The sequence below is a fragment of the Achromobacter sp. NPDC008082 genome (assembly GCF_042957345.1).
In the GTDB taxonomy this organism is placed as follows: Bacteria; Pseudomonadota; Gammaproteobacteria; order Burkholderiales; family Burkholderiaceae_B; genus Achromobacter; species Achromobacter kerstersii_A.
This window is the reverse complement of the sequence record NZ_JBIBIB010000007.1, coordinates 336,370-355,917: the sequence shown is the minus strand read 5'-3', so window position 1 is coordinate 355,917 and position 19,548 is coordinate 336,370. Positions and strand designations below refer to the sequence as shown.

The following is a 19,548-nucleotide window of genomic DNA, read 5'->3' as shown; positions in this document are numbered from 1 at the left end:
GCGGGGCCGCACCCCGCCAATTACCGCTCTTCCACCTTTCCCTTTTTTCGCATCTGGAGTTACCCCATGACCCACGCTCCTAAAACCCTCCGCGCCCTGATCGGTGGCGCCCTTGTTGCGATGGCTGGCCTTGCGCCGCTGTCGGCCCATGCCCTGGACATCAAGCTGGGCCACGTGCTGGCGCCCAGCCATAGCTGGAACAAGGCCGCCGAAGGCTTCGCCGCCGAGGTCAAAGAGAAAACCGCCGGCCGCGTCAACTTCGTGCTGTTCCCCAGCGGCCAGCTGGGCAATGAAAAGACCATGCTCGAAGGCTTGCAGATTGGCAGCCAGGGTGCAGCCATCATCGGCTCGGGCTCGTTGCAGCCCATTGAACCCAAGTTCGGCGTGGTGGAACTGCCGTACACGTGGTCGTCGTCCGCACAGGCCTACAAGGCCTATGACGGCGAGCTGGGCGAAGCCCTGGCCAAACTGGCCGACAAGAAGAACCTGACCATCATCTCGTGGTGGGAAAACGGTTTCCGCCACGTGACCAACAACCGGGGCGCCATCGCCAAGCCCGCCGACCTGGCCGGGCTGAAGACCCGCGTCACGCCGGACAAGATGCGCCTGGATACCTTCACCGCGCTGGGCGCCAACCCCGCCCCGCTGGCCTTTGGCGAGCTGTACTCGGCGCTGCAACAGAAGGTGTTCGATGCGCAAGAGAACCCGCTGTCCATCATCTACACGTCGTCGTTCTTTGAAGTGCAGAAGTATCTGTCGCTTACCGGCCACGTCTGGGGTCCCGCCAACCTGATCATCTCCAAGCCGGTCTGGAACCGCATTTCGGCCGACGACAAGAAGGTGGTGCAAGCCGCCGCCGACAAGTGGCGCGACGCCCAGCGCAAGATGATCACCGATGGCGACCAGCAATTCGTGGCCCAGCTGAAAGAGAAAGGCATGCAGGTCAACGAGGTCGACAAGGCCGCGTTTGCCGCCGCCGTGCAGCCGGTGTGGAAGACCTATTCGGTCACCTACGGCCCCGAGCTGATGGCGATTGTGCAGAAGTACCGCGAGGCTCAGTAATGCTTAACCGACTGTCCGCCATTCTGTCGGGCATCAGCAAGGCCTTCGCCGCCGTGGCGGTGGCCTTGCTGGCGATCCTGATTTCTTACGTGGTGTTCGCCCGCTTCGTCACGCACACCACGCCGCATTGGGCCGAGGAATTGCCGCGGCTGGTGCTGGTGTGGTCGGCCTTCATCGGCGGCGTGGCGTGCAGCCAAGACCGCTCTCACCTGATGGCCGGCCTCTTGCCCTTCTTCGTGCGCAGCCCGCGCGTGCTGAACGCGGTTGAACGCGTGAACCAGGCGTTGATCATCGTCGGCCTGGCGGCATTGGGCTATGCGGGCTGGCAACTGGCCGACCTGACCATGGACCAGACGCTGCCCGCCTTGGACGTGTCCGCCGGCACGGTCTATCTGGCGCTGCCGTTTGCATGCGCGATCACCATCGTCGTGCATGTGGCGCAGCTGTTCTCACCCGCCCCCGCCGCGGCAAAGGATTAACAAGATGTCTTCGGGTGCTCTCTTTCTGATGGGCGTGTTCACGGTCACGGTGCTGATCGACATGCCTATCGCCTTTGGCCTGGTGCTGGCGTGCCTGGCGTATCTGGCGGTTTATGACTCCGCGCCAATGATGGTGGCGGCGCAGCAGTACGTGGTGGGGCTGGACAGCTTCACGCTGCTGGCCATTCCGCTCTTCATCCTGGCCGCGCAATTGATGAACGGCGCGGGCCTGACGCAGCGTATCGTGCGACTGTGCGCCGCCATCGTGGGCGACATCAAGGGCGGCCTGGCCGTGGTGGCCGTGCTGGCCTGCCTGATGTTCGGCGCGCTGTCGGGCTCGGGCGTGGCGGACGTGGTCGCCATCGGCAGCCTGCTGTTGCCCGCCATGGCGCGCAGCGGTTACGACAAGGGCTTTTCGTGCGCGCTGGTCGGCAGCGCGGGCGCCACGTCCACCATCATTCCGCCCAGCATCGTGCTGATCGTCTACGGCACCATCACCGATACGTCGGTGGGCAAGCTGTTCGTGGCCGGCATCATTCCCGGCATTTTGCTGGGCCTGTCCTTGATCGGCGTGGCCATCTGGCAGTCGCGCAAGCACAACTGGGCGGGCGGCCAGCCCTTTTCCTGGGGCGAACTGCGCGCCGCCGCCATCGACGCGCTGCCCGCGCTGATGGTGCCCGTGCTGATCATCGGCGGTATCCGCTTTGGCATCTTCACCGCTACCGAAGCCGCCTCCAGCGCCATCGTCTACGCCTTGCTGATCGGCTTTTTCTGGTATCGCACGCTAAGCCTGAAGTCGTTGTGGGACAACCTGAAGTCCACCGGCGAAAGCAGCGCGTCCATCCTGCTGATCATTGGCGCGTCGGGCCTGTTCGCCTGGGTGCTAGTGGCCGAACAGGTGCCGCAGGCGCTATCCACGCTGCTGGTGGAATGGACCGACAGCAAGACGGCCGTGCTGCTGGTGCTGACGGTGGTGTTGCTGCTGCTGGGCACGTTCATGGAAGCGATTCCCGTCATCATCATCGTGGCCCCCGTCGTGATGCCGGTGCTGGCACACTACAACATCGACCCGGTGCATTTCGGCATTCTGCTGTCCATCAACATGGCCATCGGCGCCAACACGCCGCCGGTCGGGGTGGACCTGATGGCCGCTTGCAAGATTGGCGGCATCAACATGATGCAGACGCTGCGCCCGCTGTCGTGGATGATGCTGGCCATGACCGCCGTGATGTTGCTGCTGACCTTTGTTCCTGAACTGGTGCTGTTCCTGCCGAGGCATGTGCAATGACCCACACTTCAACGCTACGCCGTCCCCCCGCGCTGCGCCGCAGCTGGATGTTCGTACCCGGCATGGACGCGGCCGCGCAGGCCGCGGGCCTGGCCAGCGGCACGGACGCGCTGGTGGCCGACCTGGAAGAGTTCACCGCGCCGGTCGAACGGCCGGCCGCCCGCCCGCGCATTGCCGCGCTGTTCGCCACCTGCCGCGCCCAAGGCGTGGTGGCCGCCGTGCGCATCAACAAGCTGGAAGACGATGGCCTGGCTGACCTGCGCGGCGTGATGCCCGGCGCGCCGGATGCGGTATTCCTGCCGCACGCCGAAAGCGCCGCGCAAATCGTCGCGCTGGACGCGGCCATCAGCGCGCTTGAAGCCGAGCTTGGCCTGCCCGCCGGCAGCACCGAAATTGTGCCTACGCTGGAATCGGCGCTGGGGCTGGTGCGCGCCTATGACATCCTGACCGCCAGCCCGCGCGTGTCCGCCTGCCTGCTGGCCGCCGAAGACCTGACGGCCAGCCTGGGCGCCGAGCGCGGCAAGGACGGCATCGAACTGCACGCCGTGCGCGCCCGCTTCCTGGTGGACTGCACTGCCGCCGGCTGCGTGCCCATCGACTGCCCGTTCAACTACCGTGACCTGCCCGCGCTGGAAACGGACTTGCGCTGGGCGCGCCGCCTGGGCTTGAAATCCAAGTGCGCCACCGTGGCCGAGCAGGTGCCGCTGATTCACGCGGTGTTCACGCCATCGGCCGCGGACATCGACGCCGCGCGCGACCGCGTGGCCCGCTTTGAAGCCCAGCGCGCCGGCCGCCACGACGCCGAACGCATCGATCCCCCCACTTACAACACCGCGCGCCGCTTGCTGGCGCGCCACGACCAATTCGAACGATGGGCCGCCGAGCGCCGCGCGCAGGCCGTCCCGCAACAAGGAGACTCCGCATGACGTCAGCCGCAATTCCCGAACGCAATGGCGGTCAGATCCTGATGCAGCAGTTGCGCATCCATGGCGCGCGCCGCGTGTTCATGATTCCCGGTGAAAGCTATCTGCCCTGCATCGATGCGTTAAACGAGCACACCGACGCCATCGAACCCATCGTCTGCCGCCAGGAAAGCGGCGCGGCCTATATGGCCGAGGCATATGGCAAGCTGACGGGGGAACCCGGCATCTGCTTCGTGACGCGTGGCCCCGGCGCCACCAACGCCAGCATCGGCGTGCACACCGCCTACCAGGACTCCACGCCGATGATCCTGTTCGTGGGCCAGGTCGGCAACGACTTCATCGAGCGCGAAGCCTTCCAGGAAATCGATTACCGCCGCATGTTCGGCCAGATGGCCAAGTGGGTAGCGCAGATCGACCGCACCGACCGCATCCCCGAATTCATTTCGCGCGCCTTTGCGGTAGCCACCAGCGGCCGGCCCGGCCCCGTGGTGCTGGCGCTGCCGGAAGACACGCTGTGGGGCACCGCCCGCGTGGCGGACCTGCCGCGTTACCCGCGCGTGCACAGCCACCCCGGCGCGGCCGACTTGGCGCGCATGACGCAGTTGCTGAACGCCGCCGAACGCCCCTTCCTGCTGCTGGGCGGCAATGGCTGGCATCAAACCGCCATCGACCAGATCGCCGGTTTTGCTGAACGCTTCGAGCTGCCCGTCGGCACCGCCTGGCGCCGGCTGGAATGCTTCGACCAGCGCCATCCCAACGCCGCGGGCCACGTCGGCTGGGCCATGACGCCCGCCTTGCGCCAACGCCTGCGCGACGCCGATCTCGTCCTGGCCGTAGGCACGCGTCTGGGCGAAGCCACGACCGAAGGCTATACCGTCATTGAAAGCCCGCTGCCGCGCCAGAAGCTGATTCACGTCTACCCGGACGCCGCCGAGCTGGGCCGCGTGTTCTCGCCCACGCAGGCCATCGTGGCCGACGTGGCCAGCTTCGCCGCCAGCGTCGCGGACCTGACGCCCGGCCACGCCACGCCGCGAGCCGCGGCCGTTCGCGCCGCCCATCAGGAATTGGCCGACAGCCTGACGCCGCTGCCCTCGCCCGGCCCCATGAGCCTGGACGCGGCCGCCGCCTATGTCGACGCGCACGTGCCTGCGGACGCCTGCATCACCGTGGGCGCGGGCAACTACGCGCTGTACCCGCACCGCTACCGCCGCTACACCGGCCCCGGCACGAGCCTGACGCCCACGGTAGGCTCGATGGGCTACGGCCTGCCCGCCGCCATTTCCGCCAAGCTGGAAGACCGCGCCCGCACCGTCGTTTGCTACGCAGGCGACGGCTGCTTCCAGATGAACATGCAAGAGCTTGGTGTGGCCTTGCAGTACAAGCTGGGCGTGGTGGTGCTGGTGTTCAACAACGGCATCTGGGGCACCATCCGCGCGCACCAGGAACGCGAATTCCCCGCGCGCACGATCGCGCTGGGTTTCGAGAACCCCGACTTCACGCAGATCATCCGCGGCTACGGCGGCTATGGCGAAGCCGTGGAAACCACCGAGGATTTCGGCCCCGCATTCGAACGCGCGCTGGCCTATGCGCAGGAAAAGAGCCTGCCCGCGCTGCTGGAAATCCGCTACGACGCCAACGGCATTGCGCCGGGCGAAACCCTGATGGGCATCCGCGAAGCCGCCCAGGCGCGCATCGCCCGCAATGACAAACCCGGCCACTGACAGGACCCCATGCCATGACAACGACGATTTCTATCAACGGACAGCGGCTGTGGCAGTCGCTGATGGATCTGGCGCAAATCGGCGCCACGCCCAAGGGCGGCAACTGCCGGCTGGCGCTCACCGCGCTGGACGGCCAGGGCCGGGATCTGGTCACCGGCTGGATGCGCGACGCCGGCATGACGCTGCGGGTCGATCAGGTGGGCAACATCTTCGCCCGCCGCGCCGGCCGCAACAATGACCTGCCGCCCGTCATGACGGGCAGCCATATCGACACCCAGCCCACCGGCGGCAAGTTCGACGGCTGCTATGGCGTGCTGGCGGGCCTGGAAGTCATGCGCAGCCTGAACGATCACGGCATCGTCACCGAGGCGCCGCTGGAAGTCGCCATCTGGACGAACGAGGAAGGCTCGCGCTTTCTGCCGGTGATGATGGGTTCCGGCGTGTTCGCCGGCAAGTTCCCGCTGGAAGTGGCGCTGAACGCGCGCGACCACGATGGCAAATCAGTGGCCGACGAGCTGGCCGCCATTGGCTACGCCGGCGCGGACCCGGTCGGCGGCCGCCCGGTGGGCGCGTATTTCGAAGCCCACATCGAGCAAGGCCCCATTCTTGAGCACGAAGACAAAGTGGTCGGCGTGGTGACGGGGTCGTTGGGCGTGCGCTGGTATGACGTGGTGGTCACCGGCATGGAAATGCATGCCGGCCCCACGCCCATGCCCATCCGCCGCGACGCGCTGTACGCCACCACCTTTCTGCTGCAATCGGTGATAGGCATCGCCAACGACAACCAGCCGCATGGCCGCGGCACGGTGGGCGAAATCCACGCCCACCCCGGCTCGCGCAACGTCATCCCGGGCCAGGTGCGCTTTACCGTGGACCTGCGCCATGAAGACGAGGCCACGCTCACGCAGATGGACGCGCGCTGGCTGGCGGCCTGCACCGATGTGGCCGAACGCCACGGCGTGACGGTGGACGTGAAGCAGGTGCAGTACTTTCCGCCCACGCCGTTTGATACGGACCTGGTCGGCAAGGTGCGCGACGGCGCCACCCGCCGCGGACTTGCCGCGATGGACATCGTCACAGGAGCCGGCCACGATGCCGTCTACATGGCCAGCGTCACGCCCACCGCCATGATCTTCGTGCCGTGCAAAGACGGCGTGAGCCACAACGAAATCGAAGACGCCAAACCTGCGGACCTGGAAGCTGGCTGCAACGTGCTGCTGGACGCCATGGTCGCGCGCGCCAACCACTCGGGAGCCTCCGCATGAGCCAACACGATTCCGCCTACTGGCACGCCCGTGCCGCCGCCCTGGCCTTCAACGGCCAGGCCTATATCGACGGCGCCTATTGCCACGCCGCCGATGGCGCCACCTTCCCCGCGTCCAGCCCCATCGACGGCCGCAAGCTCGCCGACGTGGCCGCTTGCGGGCAGGCCGATGTGAACCGCGCCGTGGCCGCCGCCCGCCGTGCGTTTGAAGCCGGCGTCTGGAGCCAACTGGCCCCGCGCGAACGCAAGGCGCGGCTGCTGCGTCTGGCCGCCCTGATCGACCAGCACACCGAGGAACTGGCGCTGCTGGAAACGCTGGACATGGGCAAGCCCATACGCGACGCGCTGGCTTTTGACGTGCCGGAAACCGCCCGTTGCTACGCCTGGTACGCCGAAGCCATCGACAAGATCTACGACGAAATCGCGCCGACCGGCCCCGATGCGCTGGCCACGATCACCCGCGAACCGTTGGGCGTGGTGGCCGCCGTGGTGCCGTGGAACTACCCGCTGATGATGGCGGCCTGGAAAGTGGCGCCCGCGCTGGCCGCGGGCAATAGCGTTATCTTGAAGCCGGCCGAACAAGCGTCGCTGTCCGCCATCCGACTGGCCGCACTGGCCACCGAAGCCGGCATTCCTGCGGGCGTGTTCAACGTGGTGCCGGGCTTGGGCGCGGTTGCCGGCCAGGCCCTGGGCCTGCATCCGGACGTGGACTGCGTCGCCTTCACCGGCTCCACCGCCACGGGCAAGCGCTTCATGACGTATTCCGGCGAATCGAACCTGAAACGCGTCTGGCTGGAATGCGGCGGCAAGTCGCCCCACATCGTGTTCGACGACTGCCCTGACCTGGACCGCGCCGCCCAGGCAGCCGCCTTGGCCATCTTCTCGAACCAGGGCGAAGTCTGCATTGCCGGCTCGCGCCTGTACGTGCAGGCCGGCATCTACGACGCGTTCATGGACAAGGTCGCCACCTTTGCCGCCACGCTGCAACCCGGCGACCCGCTGGACCCAGCCACCGCCATGGGCGCGATGGTTGACGAACGCCAGATGCAGGGCGTGCTGGCCCGCATCGCGGCCGGCCAAGCCGACGGCGCAACGTTGCGCCTGGGCGGCAAGCAGGCCCGCAGCGCCACGGGCGGCTATTACATCGAGCCCACCATCTTCGACTGCGCCAGCCAAGACTCCGCGCTGGTGCGCGAAGAAATCTTCGGCCCGGTGCTGGCCGCGCAACGCTTCACCACCGAAGACGAAGCCATCGAACTGGCCAATGATTCGGTGTACGGCCTGGGCGCAGGGCTGTGGACGGCCAACCTGTCGCGCGCGCATCGCCTGTCGCGCCGGCTGCGCGCGGGGCTGGTGTGGGTGAATTGCTATGCCGATGGCGATATCACCGTGCCGTTTGGCGGCGTGAAGCAGTCGGGCTCGGGCCGCGACAAGTCGCTGCATGCGCTGGACAAGTACTCGGACTTGAAGACGACCTGGATCAGCCTGACCGTGTAATCGCGTCAGGGCGCGACGCAAGGCGGGCCTGGAGCATTCCGGCCCGCCTTGCCATTTCGCGTGATCTGCTTGGCCGTCCAGGCCATTGAAGCCCGCCTGCCCTTGTGCCACCGTAAACGGCATCGGGGCAGGCGGCGCAGCAAGCAACATGACGTCACCAAGAGGCGCCCGCTCCGATGCGGGCCGGCGCCAGCGCTGTCCCGCCATCAGAACAATGATCGGAGACAAACGATGCGCAATCCCATACTGGCGCTGCTGCTGGCCGCGCCACTTGCGGCCGCCTTGACGGGCGCAGTGCAAGCTCAAACCGCAGCGCAACCGCAGGCCCAGGACTCGCCCTACCCCACCAAGCCCGTCACCATCCTGGTGGGCTTTCCGCCCGGCACCGCAACCGACACCGTGGCCCGTATGCTGGCCGAGCGCTTGGCGCAGCGCATGGGCCAGCAGTTCATCGTGGAAAACAAGCCCGGCGCGGGCGGCTCCATCGCGGCGGGTCTGGGCGCGCGCGCCAAGCCCGATGGCTACACGCTGATGATCGGCGCGTCTGCGCCGCAAGCCATCAACCCCCACGTCTACCGCAACCTGAACTACGACGCGCGCACGGACTTTGCGCCCATCGGGCTGATCACGTGGCTGCCGTACCTGTTTGTCGTCAACCCCGACAACCCCGCCCACAACCTGAAGGAATTCCTGGCGGCGGCAAAGGCCAAGCCCGATCAGCTCACCTACGCCACCACGGGCATCGGCACCACCAGCCATCTGGTGACGTCGGTGCTGCTGTCCAAAGCGGGCGCCACGATGGTGCACGTGCCGTACAAGGGCAGCAGCCAGGCGCAGACCGACATCGTGGGCGGGCGCACCACCGCCACCTTCGACACGATGGTGTCGTCGCTAGCGATGGTGAAGTCGGGACGCCTGAAGGCGCTGGCCGTCAGCACGCCAGAGCGCGTCGCCATGCTGCCCGACGTGCCGACCGTGGCCGAACAGGGCTACCCCGGTTTCGACATGGGCGCGTGGCTGGGCCTGATTGCCCCGGCCGGCATCCCGCCCGCCATCCAGACGCGGCTGTCGCGCGAGATGAATACGGTGCTGGCCGACGCCGCGGTCCGCGACAAGCTTGCCGACCTGGGCGCGCAGGTGCGCACCACGGCCACGCCCGCCGACTTCGGCGTCATGATGAAAAACGAATACGAATCGTGGGGCAACGTGGTCCGCGAATTCAATGTCAAAGCCACTGACTGAACAGGAACCGGCAACGATGCACGCTAGCCCCGACATGAGCCCGCAAGAATGGGACACCCGCGTCCAACTGGCCGCCTGCTACCGATTGGTGTCGCACTTTGGCATGAGCGACCTGATCTACAACCACATCACCGCGCGCATCCCAGATACGGATGATCACCTGCTGATCAACCCCTACGGCATGATGTACGACGAAATCACCGCCTCCAATCTGGTCAAGATCGACCTTGCGGGCAAGCTGCTGAGTGAGTCGCCCACGGGCTACGGCATCAACGCGGCGGGCTATGTGATTCATAGCGCGGTGCATGGCGCACGCCACGACGTGGGCTGCGTCATCCACACGCATACGCGCGCGGGCATGGCCGTCTCCGCGCTTCAGTGCGGCCTGCTGCCGCTGACGCAAACGGCCATGCGCTTCGCGAAAATTCCGTATCACGACTACGAAAGTGTGGCCATCGACCTGGACGAACGCGGCCGCCTGGTGGCGGACCTGGGCGCATCCGAAGCGATGATTCTGCGCAACCACGGCCTGCTCGCCGTGGGGCCGACCATTGCGCAGGCGTTCAATACGCTGTACTGGCTGGAGATGGCCTGCAAGGCGCAAGTCGACGCGCTAAGCGCCAACCGCGAACTCTGCCTGCCCCCGCCGGACGTCATCGAAAAAACGTGGCATCTGTACCAGCCCACCACCCGCCGCCCGTTCGGTGAACTGGAATGGCCGGCGATGCTGCGGCTGATGGACCGCAAGGACCCGGGCTACAAGCTGTGATGCGGTTGGGCCATAACGCTTGCGGCGGACCTAGGCCGGGTCCGCGCGCGGCGCCAAGCCCGTGCCAGCCTCATGGCTCACGCCCTTGGGCAGTATCGCCGCCAAGCTGGTGCGCACTTCCAGAAAGTACGGGCCGGCAGCCGCCAAGCCCCGCGCAATGGCCGCGCTGACCTGATCGGTCCGCGTCACGGTTTCAGTTGCCATGCCGAACGCGCGCGCCATCATCGCAAAATCCGGGCTGGACAGGTTCGTGCCCACGTAGCGGCCCGGGTACGTGCGCGCCTGATGCAGCCGGATCGAGCCGTAGCAATTGTTGTTCGACACGATGAACAAAATGGGCAGCCCGCGCTCGGCGGCGGCCGCCATCTCGTTACCCGTCATCATGAAGCCCCCGTCGCCCACCAGGCACACCACCTTGCGGTCGGGGTGGCGCAGCTGCGTGGCGATGGCGGCGGGCGTGCCGTAGCCCATCGCCCCCGACTGCGACGCCATCAGCCGTTGCGGATACACGAACGGAAAATGCCGGTACACCGGCGCGGCAAACGTCCCTGCGTCCAGGCAGATCGCCACATCATTGGGCGCCTGCTCCGTCAACGCGCGCACCACCTGCACAAACGGCACGCCGTCTTCCACCTGCGGGTTCGGCCACGCGGCCGTGCGCTGCTGAATGCTGCGCAGCGACGCCGCCCAATCGTCACGGGCGCTGCCGTGTTCGTGCGCCGTCGTCGGCAACTGCGCCAGCGCATGCGCCGTGGCCACCGGGTCCGCCACCAAACCGACATCGGCGGCAAAGTGCTGGTTCACGATGTGCGGATCGTCATAACAATGCACCAACGCCTGCGATGGCTTCGGATAAGCGGGAAACGCATAGCCCTGCGTGGTGATGTCGCCCAGCCGCGTGCCCAGCGCCAAAATCAGGTCGCTGGAATTGAAGACGTCGATTTGCGCGGTGGACGTGGCCAAGTCCAGATCCCCAGCGTACAAGGCGTGCGTATTCGGAAAGACGTCGTGCTGGCGAAACGACACCGCAACCGGAATGGTGTGCCGTTCGGCCAAGCGCCGCAGCGCGTCGCGCCCATCCGGACGGTTGAACGCGCCGCCCGCAATGATCAGCGGCCGCCGCGCTTGCGCCAGCAGCGCCTGCACGCGCGCCAATGTGGCGGGCGCGGGCTGCGCGGGACTCTCCGGCGCGGCAACCCAGCCGGGCTGCGGCACCGCCGCCTGCTGTACGTCTTCCGGCACCACCATCACCACCGGCCCCGGCGTGCCAGACGTGGCCACGCGTATCGCCTTGAACGCCGCCGCCGCCAGTTCCTCGGGCGTGGAAACTTCAACCACCCACTTGGCCATCGACCCAAACATCTTCTGGTAGTCGATCTCCTGAAAGGCCTCTTTGCGCACGTCCTTCTTTGGCACCTGCCCGATCAACAGAATCATCGGCACCGCATCCTGCTGCGCGGCATGCACGCCAATGGACGCATTCGTCGCCCCTGGCCCGCGCGACACCATCACCACGCCGGGCCGCCCCGTCAGCCGCGCATCGGCGCCCGCCATGAACGCGGCGCCGCTTTCATGGCGGCACGTCACGACATCAATCTGCGGATAGTCGTACAACGCATCCAGCACGCCCAGATAACTTTCCCCCGGCACCAGGAAAACGCGGTCGATGCCGTTGGCGCAAAACACCTTCAGCAAGGCGTGGGCGGACGTGTTCGGCTGGGCGGAAAGGGTCATGGAGGGATCGCGGATAAGGGTGGGCTCAGCGGAAATTCTAGATTGGCAACGCGGGGCCAACTAGGCATACTCTGGCAATCAGATATACAAGAAACGCAAACGACAGACAGCGGCGCCCCTGCCCGCCACGGACCCGGGATGGACTTACGCAAGATCGAAAACCTGATCCACGTTGCCGATCAGGGCAGTTTTTCCAAGGCCGCCTCCGTGCTGGGCATCGCCCAATCGGCGCTGGGCCGGCAGGTCAGAAAGCTGGAAGACGAATGCGGCTGCGCGCTGCTCTATCGCAATGGGCGCGGCGTGTCGCTCACGCCCGATGGCGAAAAACTGCTGGAGCGCCTGCGCCCGCTGCTGCGGCAGATGGATCACGTCGTCACCGAATTCCACAACGACCAGAAGTCGCCATCCGGCCAGGTCACGCTCGGCCTCACGCCCACGTTGTCGCACATGGTTGGCGCGCGGCTGGTGGCGGAAGTGTGGAAGCAGCACCCGCGCATCCAGCTCAACATCATTACGGGTTACAGCGGCTATGTGCTGGAATGGCTGACGAACGCCCGCGTCGACATCGCCGTGCTGCACGACGCGCGGCGCTCGCAACACATCGCGGTCGACCCGCTGGCCGAGCTGGACCTGGCGCTGGTGTCGCCCCCGCAAAACCTGTCGCCCGCCGCCCGCGCCATGACTTCCATCGGCTTCGATCAGCTGCGCGACCTGCCGCTGGTGCTGCCCACCCGCAACCACGGCCTGCGCCGCACGCTGGAACACGCCGCCACGCAGTCGGACATGCCGCTGAACATCGCATTTGAAATGGACGCGCTGGAGCTGATGAAAGACATCGTCGCCGCCGGCATGGCCCACACCGTACTAGGCCTGCCCGCCGTGGCCCGCGAAGTCGCAGCCGGCACGCTCGTCATCCGCCGCATCACGCACCCCGGCCTGTCCACCCGCCTGATGCTCGCCACGGCAGCCAGCCGCCCGACGACGCAGGCGGTGAAGATCGTGCAGGGAATGCTGCGGGATGTGCTGGGGGAAATGACGGCGGCGGAGCCGTATTGCGGGGGGATGCGGATGGTGGGCAACTAAGTCCACCCACAGCGCTCCACACGGTAAGCAACGGACGTTTGCGAACTATCTCACACGCTTATCAGACTGTTCTCATTTACTAGCTCTGGCAGTTGCTTTTAAAAGTGGTCATCGCCAATTGATGCCACGGACGGCCACCAAGGGCCGTCCCCCCAAGAGCACGCCATGCCTTCAGCACCTGACGTCCTGCCCCTCCCCATCCTGCGGATAGTCGACGCTACGCTCAACGCTCCAAGTCATACGGGAGCGGCATGATGGACACCACGTCCGATCAACCCCACTGGCCGCGTCAAGTGGTGAATGCGCTGCCCGACATGCACTGGGCCGCGCTACAACAAGGTGCACGCCCTTGGCTTTGCCTAAGCGGCGCACACAGCGCACCGGCCGATCCATCTTGAATAGAGGTCAACCTCGCCCTCTATCAGCCCACATCGTCCACCCCCCCGTACAGCGACGGCAACAGCACAGGCAATGCATCCAGGGGGAATGCAAAGCGCACAGGGCCGCGCGGGCTATCGGATGCCGCCAATCCACTTTTCAATGCCGCCGCCAGTAACGATCGCCCCGTGCGTTCGCCCAGTCCCGTCATCTGAATGAACTCACCGCGCGTGACGGGGCCCGCCGCAAACAGGTGATAGAGGGGAAGCGCGGCTTCTGGCCGCAGACGCCCGTGGGCCGATTCAATCTGCACGACAGCATTGATCTTCGCCTTCATGGAGTCGAGCATCAGCATCTGCGCCATGTAGCTCACCTGGTCCTCGCACACCCGCAGGAAATAATCCACCCATTGAACCAAGCCGCGCTCGGTCAGGTTGCCGCGCCCGTCCAAATCCCCCTGGCGTGGCGCATCGGCCGCGGCCAGATAGCCGTAGTAATCCTGCACGCCTCGGGCAAATCCCCGGTTCACTGACCACAACCCGCGCGTTACTGGCAGCATCGCGGCGTGGGTTTGCAAGCGGGCGGCTCGCCCGTTGCCATCGGCGAAGGGGTGCATCCAGGCAAGGCGATGATGTGCACAAGCAATGGCAATGATTTGCAGGTCGGCCGGACGCTGGCGGTCGTAATGCTGGGTAAACGCATCCATGAAGCGCGGCAGCGACTGCCACGCAGGAGGATTGTGGCGGCCAACCGTAACGTTGATTTCACGCAAGGCCGACGGCTCTACCACCAACCCATCGCTTGTCATGCGATCGGCGGGCGCAAGATGGCGGTACAACGCGCCATGCGCCATCTTGGCGAAGTCCGCGCTAAGCGCAGACGTGGAGTCAGCCTGCCGTGACACGACTTTTTCGGCTTCGATATGCGCCACCGCGATGCGTTGAAGCTGGGCGATTTCCGGGCGATCCGAAAATTCCTGATGCAACGCGGCCTGGATGTTCCGGGGCGTGGTGCTCTGCCCTTCGATCCGATTGCTGTAGTACGAGTTCATGCTGCGCAGCAATTCGCGTAGCGCAAGCTTGGTAGCCGGATGGGCCTGCGTGGCCAATCCGGCAGCGTCGTTAACGACGGCAGAGGCCCGCTCGCGCAATGGCGCGAGCAACGAATCTGCGGGCTGAAGAGGAAGAAATTGATGGGGCGAGTCGTACACGTGTTTCCGGTTTATTTGCCGGTTTTCTTTCCGGCCATCTTAAAACTCAAGACGTTGATAATAAACGAAATAATAGAAACGAATGTACTTTCTAAAGAAAGCAAATTTCCGGTAATTTTGCCGGTTTTTTTTCTACACTCAAGCCCCCACCGACGCCCCCTTCACCACCCGATGCACGAACTGCAATTTCCCCACCACTTCCGCCGGCAGCACAAACGGGTAAAAGTCCCGTTGGCCCATGCTGCGTGACAGCTCGTTCAGCACCCCCGTCAGCGCCACCCAGGCGTTGACGAGATCCAGGAAGGCTTGCCCTTCGGGGTCTTGCGGGTCGTAGAGGGCGGCGGTGGTGAACGGTTCGTAGGCTTGTTCTACCGCTGTGCGGGTGACGCCGAAGCTGATGGCGGTGTCCAGGGTGTCCATCATGTGCAGGTAGTGCGCCCAGGTTTCGGCCCAGTCTTCCCAGGGGTGGCACGACGCATAGGTGCTGATGAAGTGCAGCGCCCAGTCGGCGGGCGGGCCTTGTTCGTAGTTGCGTTTCAGGGCTTCGGCGTAGTCGGCTTGTTCATCGCCGAAAACCTGGCGGAAGGATTCCAGCCAGGGGCCGCCTGCGATCAGCTGGTCCCAGTAGTAGTGGCCGATTTCGTGGCGGAAATGGCCGACCAGCGTGCGGTAGGGTTCGCGCATGTCTTCGCGCACTTTGACCCGGTAGGCGTCGTCGGCTTCAAGAATGTTGATGGTGATGAGGCCCTGCGCGTGGCCGGTCAACAGCGGTGCGCCGTCGGCGGTGGGCGCGAGCAGGTCGAAGGCCAGGCCGCCGTCGTCGGGTTCGACGGAACGCCGGATAGGCAGGCCGAGCGTCATCAATTGCGCCACCATCTGGCGCTTGGCCACTTCCACCTTGAACCACAGCGGGCCGTTCTCGGGCACGGACAGGTCGGGAATGGTGCGGTTCAGGTTGCACGCAAGGCATAGCGCATCGGGCGAATTTGCGGGCAGCAGCCAGTTGCACAAGGCTGGCGAGCTGAAGTTGGCGCAGCGTTTGTAGGTTTTGCCGCGCGCCCTGCCCGATTCTCGAAACGTGCCGGACGTGGCGCCCTCGTCCAGAGCCAGCACGTGGCCGCGCTTGGGGTCAAAGCCCAGTTGCCGATGGCAATTCAGACATTCGGTGTTGCTGAAAAAAATGGGCTGGCCGCATACGCATTGAAAGGCCTTCGCGCGCGCATGCCGCACGCGCTGGCGTTTCGGGGCGCGCAGTTGGCGGTTGATCGCGTCGAAGAAATAGCTCATGCATCGTTCCCTGTAGGAAATTCATCGATGGGCGCGACGGTGACGCGCACATCCAGTTCATGGCCGCCGCCGCGGATGACGCCGCGCAAGGGGGTGACGTCGCCGTAGTCGCGGCCATAGGCCAGGACGACATGCGCCGTGCCTGGCACCACGTTGTTGGTGGGGTCCAGGTCGACCCAGCCGCCATTGATCTCAACGCCTGCGCAGTGCACCGACACCCACGCGTGCGACGCATCCGCCCCAATCAAGCGCGGCTTGCCGGGCGGCGGTTGCGACATCAGATAGCCGCTGACATAGCGCGCCGGCAGGCCAATGGCGCGCAGGCAGCCGATCATCACATGCGCGAAATCCTGGCACACGCCGACTTTTTCCTGGAAGGCTTGCAGGATGGGCGTGGACACTTGCGTGTGTGCGGGCTGGTAGGTGAAGTCGGTGTGTATGCGGTGCATCAGGTCGATCGCGGCCGCCGCCACCGGCCGCCCTGGCGTGAACGACAGCAAGGCGTATGCCTGAAGCTCGGCGTGCAGCGGCACATAGGTCGACGGGAACGTGAATTCCACTTCTGGCGCGAAAGGCAAGGCCGGGTCATAACGCAAACGTTGCACGGCCGCTTCCCACGCCAGGCCGGTCGCCGGGTCCAAGGCGGCAAAGCGCGGGTGAACGGTGACGCGGCTGGTGGCGCGCACGGTCAAGGCCTCGTGCGGGGCATAGAGGGCGAAGGTGCAGCGCGTGTTGCCGAAGCCGTCGACAGATTCCGCGATATCAGACGGTGCGGGCGTGACGCTCAGCGCGTAGGTCTCGACCACCTGGCTGACGTCGGTCAACGGACGCAAATAGCCCAGGTGGTGCGCCAGTTCGACGGGCGAGTCGTAGCGGTAAGCGGTGACGTGGTCCACGCCCAGCGTCACGCCGGACGCGGATTCCAGGGGGGCAACGGAAAGTGAGGTCTGGTTCATGACGATGAAGGCGCCCGGCCTATGCCGACAGCGTCTGGTCGTAACCCGCCGCGTGGCTGAAGTAGCGGCGGCTGATTTCATTGGACAGGTTGCTGGCCGCCCCATCCAGTTGCTCCGACAGCGCCAGCACGCCGGCGTACAAACCCTGCGTCTGCTCGCACAACGTGGCCAGCGTCACGCCCGCCCCTTGCGCCGGCAACAAGGCCAACAAGTCGGATGCAGGCCCGGCCACCGTGTCGGGCAAGCGCGCCACTTCCTTTTTCAACACATTCAACACACACGCCAGCGAGCGCGGGTTGGCGGGTTCCTGCACCAGCAGGTTCAGCAACGCCGGCACTTCCTGCCGCCCGGGGTAATAGGCGCGATACGTGATCTTGCTGTCGAACAGATCCAGCAGAATGTTGAAACCGCTGTCGCCCAGCACGGCGTTACGGCGAAACAGTTCGCCCAAGAAGCTCGCCATGGCGGACAGGCGTTCAATCTGGCGGCCGATGGTCAGCAGCCGCCAGCCGTCATCGCGCGTCATGCGGTCGGTTTGCGAACCGGTAATGGCCGATAACTGCATGCCCAGGTTCTTAAGCGCACGCAGCACGTCCGGTGCGGAGACCGGCGCGTCTGACACCGTATCGTCGTCGCGGCCCTTGGCCTGGTTGGCGGCCATGCGCAAAAACCATTCATGGGCGGTTACCACCAGCCGCCAATGGTCGGGCGACAAGCGGTCACGAATCTGGCCGGCGGCAAACGCCAGCGCGCCCAGGTTGCGAGCGACCCCGCCCTGCGCGTCGGCGCCCGCCAGCTCGGCGACGAGCGTGGATTCGAACATGCGCACCGACAAGGTCTGCGCGGGCGGCACGAGGCCGCTGCGCTGGCACAGGGCGGCCACCGCGGCGAACAGTTCGCCCGCGTTGTCTTCGTCGCTGTTCAACCACGTCAACGCCACCGTCGCCAGGCGCACATCGTTCTCGGCGCGTTCGGTATAGCGGCCCATCCAGAACAGGTTTTCAGCGGCTCGGCTGGACACCGGCCGGTGGGCGGGCACGATGTCTTCCGGGCGCAACTGCGCGGGCAGCATCGAAAACGTATCGACGGCCCCGCGCGTGGTGACCCAGGTATCCATGCTGCTCCCGCCGCGTTGCATGGACACAATCTGCTGTTCACGGCTGGCGATGCGGGTCAGCCCGCCGGGCAAGACCGTCCAGCCGCCCTCGCCGTCTGCGATGACGAATACGCGCAGCATGGCGGCGCGCGGCACGATGTGGCCGGCCGACCAACTGGGCGCCTGCGACAGCGGCAGGTATTCCTGGATGGTGTAGGCGTCGGGGTGGTCGGCAATGCGGGCGAGCAGCGCGTCGCGCTCGGACGGCGGCACCGCCCCGCCTATCACCGGCTCGAATCCGCCGCGCGTATTGCTGGGGTACGTAGACTTGACCACCGCCCCCGCCAGATTCGCCAGCGCCTGATCGCGCGCGGCCGCCTCGCCGCACCACCACGACGGCAGCGACGGCAGCAACAGGTCTTCATCCAGCAAGCGGCGGCTGATGGCGGGCAGAAAACCATTGATGGCGGGCGATTCCAGAAAGCTCGTGCCCAGCGAATTCGCCACCAGCACATTGCCCGCCCGCATCACTTGCAGCAAACCCGGCACGCCCAGCGTGGAGTCTGAACGCAATTCCAGCGGGTCACAGAAATCGTCGTCCAGCCGGCGCAGCACCGCATGCACGCGTTCCAGCCCGTGCAGCGTTTTCAGGTAAAGCACCTTGTCGCGCACGACCAGGTCGCCGCCTTCGACCAGCGTCACGCCCAGATAGCGCGCCAGATAGGTCTGTTCGAAATAGGTTTCGTTGTAGGGGCCGGGCGTCAGCAGCACGATGCGCGGCGGCGTTTGCGCCGTCAGCGCGCCGGGGCTGAGCTTGTACAGCATGTCCATCAGCCGGCGATAGCTGGTGGCCAGGTGCTGCACCCGCAATTCCTTGAACGCCTCGGGGAACATGCCCGAAATCGTCAGCCGGTTTTCCAGCAGATAGCCCAGGCCGGACGGCGCCTGCGTGCGCTGCGACACCACCCACCAGCCGCCGTCGCTGGCGCGCGCCAGGTCAAAGGCGGCGATGTGCAGAAAGGTGCCGCCCGGTGGCGCGTAACCGCGCAGCGGGCGCAGGTAGCCCGGGTGGCCCAACACCAGCGCAGGCGGAATCAGCTTGTCGGCAAGCAGCGTTTGCGGGCCGTAGATGTCGCCCAGCAGGCGGTTCAAGAGGCTGGCGCGCTGGCACACGCCCGCTTCGATGGCGGACCAGTCCGCGTCGTTGATGACAAAGGGCAGCAGGTCCAGCGACCAGGGCCGCGCCGAGCCACTGGCGTCGGCGTAGATGTTGTAGGTGATGCCGTTTTCGCGGATCTGCCGCGCCACGACGTCGACGCGGCGGTCCAGGTCGGCGAAGCCGCTGGTGCCCAGCAGTTCAAAAAAACGGGGCCAGGGTTCGCGCAGGCGCGTGGCCCCGGACGCGTCAGCCGTGTCGCGCAGCTCGTCGTAGTGCCCGGCGCGTGCGGGCAACGCCGCATGAACCGCCAGGGATGCGACATCCTGCGACGGGTCCGTCTGAAAAAGAAATTGCGGCATAGCAGCTTTATCGGCGGCGGGACCGCCGGGGTTCAACATCT

At 65.8% G+C, this 19,548-nt stretch carries 15 protein-coding genes; 10 read left to right on the top strand and 5 right to left on the bottom strand.

Annotated elements, in window-relative coordinates; all coding sequences use genetic code 11:
- Positions 1–120 precede the first annotated feature (120 nt).
- The 9 genes from ACFZAI_RS27835 to ACFZAI_RS27795 all read left to right on the top strand — a co-directional run bounded on the left by ACFZAI_RS27835 (position 121) and on the right by ACFZAI_RS27795 (position 10,245).
- Positions 121–1,062 carry a DctP family TRAP transporter solute-binding subunit gene (locus ACFZAI_RS27835; RefSeq protein WP_391570285.1) on the top strand — a complete coding sequence of 314 codons (942 nt, stop codon included), beginning with the start codon at positions 121–123 and terminating at the stop codon, positions 1,060–1,062.
- Positions 1,062–1,541: a TRAP transporter small permease gene (locus tag ACFZAI_RS27830; RefSeq protein ID WP_391570049.1), complete on the top strand. Its 480-nt coding sequence runs from the start codon at positions 1,062–1,064 to the stop codon at positions 1,539–1,541. The genes ACFZAI_RS27835 and ACFZAI_RS27830 overlap by 1 nt, the downstream gene beginning before the upstream one ends.
- A 4-nt stretch (positions 1,542–1,545) precedes the next feature.
- Complete coding sequence (locus tag ACFZAI_RS27825) at positions 1,546–2,829, top strand: TRAP transporter large permease (RefSeq protein ID WP_391570048.1); 1,284 nt, start codon at positions 1,546–1,548, stop codon at positions 2,827–2,829.
- Positions 2,826–3,755: an HpcH/HpaI aldolase/citrate lyase family protein gene (locus ACFZAI_RS27820; RefSeq protein ID WP_391570046.1), complete on the top strand. Its 930-nt coding sequence runs from the start codon at positions 2,826–2,828 to the stop codon at positions 3,753–3,755. Before ACFZAI_RS27825 ends, ACFZAI_RS27820 begins: the two co-directional genes overlap by 4 nt.
- A complete protein-coding gene (locus tag ACFZAI_RS27815; protein WP_391570044.1) occupies positions 3,752–5,473 on the top strand; it encodes a thiamine pyrophosphate-binding protein in 1,722 nt (573 codons plus the stop codon). The genes ACFZAI_RS27820 and ACFZAI_RS27815 overlap by 4 nt, the downstream gene beginning before the upstream one ends.
- Positions 5,474–5,487: 14 nt before the next feature.
- Positions 5,488–6,738 (top strand): Zn-dependent hydrolase, encoded by a 1,251-nt coding sequence (locus ACFZAI_RS27810; protein WP_391570043.1) that lies wholly within the window; start codon positions 5,488–5,490, stop codon positions 6,736–6,738.
- A complete protein-coding gene (locus ACFZAI_RS27805) occupies positions 6,735–8,234 on the top strand; it encodes an aldehyde dehydrogenase (RefSeq protein WP_391570042.1) in 1,500 nt (499 codons plus the stop codon). Before ACFZAI_RS27810 ends, ACFZAI_RS27805 begins: the two co-directional genes overlap by 4 nt.
- Before the next feature lie 231 nt (positions 8,235–8,465).
- A complete protein-coding gene (locus ACFZAI_RS27800; RefSeq protein WP_391570041.1) occupies positions 8,466–9,476 on the top strand; it encodes a Bug family tripartite tricarboxylate transporter substrate binding protein in 1,011 nt (336 codons plus the stop codon).
- A gap of 16 nt (positions 9,477–9,492) precedes the next feature.
- Positions 9,493–10,245 carry a class II aldolase/adducin family protein gene (locus ACFZAI_RS27795; RefSeq protein WP_391570040.1) on the top strand — a complete coding sequence of 251 codons (753 nt, stop codon included), beginning with the start codon at positions 9,493–9,495 and terminating at the stop codon, positions 10,243–10,245.
- A 30-nt stretch (positions 10,246–10,275) separates the two neighbouring features.
- Here ACFZAI_RS27795 and ACFZAI_RS27790 read toward each other — a convergent pair whose 3' ends face one another.
- Complete coding sequence (locus ACFZAI_RS27790) at positions 10,276–11,979, bottom strand: thiamine pyrophosphate-dependent enzyme (RefSeq protein ID WP_391570039.1); 1,704 nt, start codon at positions 11,977–11,979, stop codon at positions 10,276–10,278.
- A 138-nt stretch (positions 11,980–12,117) separates the two neighbouring features.
- On the opposite strand from ACFZAI_RS27790, the gene ACFZAI_RS27785 reads away from it, so the two are divergent.
- Complete coding sequence (locus ACFZAI_RS27785) at positions 12,118–13,062, top strand: LysR family transcriptional regulator (protein ID WP_391570038.1); 945 nt, start codon at positions 12,118–12,120, stop codon at positions 13,060–13,062.
- 421 nt (positions 13,063–13,483) lie between these two features.
- Here the strand turns inward: ACFZAI_RS27785 and ACFZAI_RS27780 are convergent, their stop codons facing one another.
- The 4 genes from ACFZAI_RS27780 to ACFZAI_RS27765 all read right to left on the bottom strand — a co-directional run bounded on the left by ACFZAI_RS27780 (position 13,484) and on the right by ACFZAI_RS27765 (position 19,507).
- The gene (locus tag ACFZAI_RS27780) at positions 13,484–14,602 is read right to left on the bottom strand and encodes a Fic family protein (RefSeq protein ID WP_391570037.1); all 1,119 of its coding nucleotides are present in this window, start codon (positions 14,600–14,602) and stop codon (positions 13,484–13,486) included.
- 186 nt (positions 14,603–14,788) lie between these two features.
- Positions 14,789–15,937 (bottom strand): putative zinc-binding metallopeptidase, encoded by a 1,149-nt coding sequence (locus ACFZAI_RS27775; protein ID WP_391570036.1) that lies wholly within the window; start codon positions 15,935–15,937, stop codon positions 14,789–14,791.
- Complete coding sequence (locus ACFZAI_RS27770; RefSeq protein WP_391570034.1) at positions 15,934–16,893, bottom strand: transglutaminase N-terminal domain-containing protein; 960 nt, start codon at positions 16,891–16,893, stop codon at positions 15,934–15,936. The genes ACFZAI_RS27775 and ACFZAI_RS27770 overlap by 4 nt, the downstream gene beginning before the upstream one ends.
- Positions 16,894–16,912: 19 nt before the next feature.
- Positions 16,913–19,507, bottom strand: a complete 2,595-nt coding sequence (locus ACFZAI_RS27765) for a circularly permuted type 2 ATP-grasp protein (protein WP_391570033.1) — start codon at positions 19,505–19,507, stop codon at positions 16,913–16,915.
- Positions 19,508–19,548: the final 41 nt, after the last annotated feature.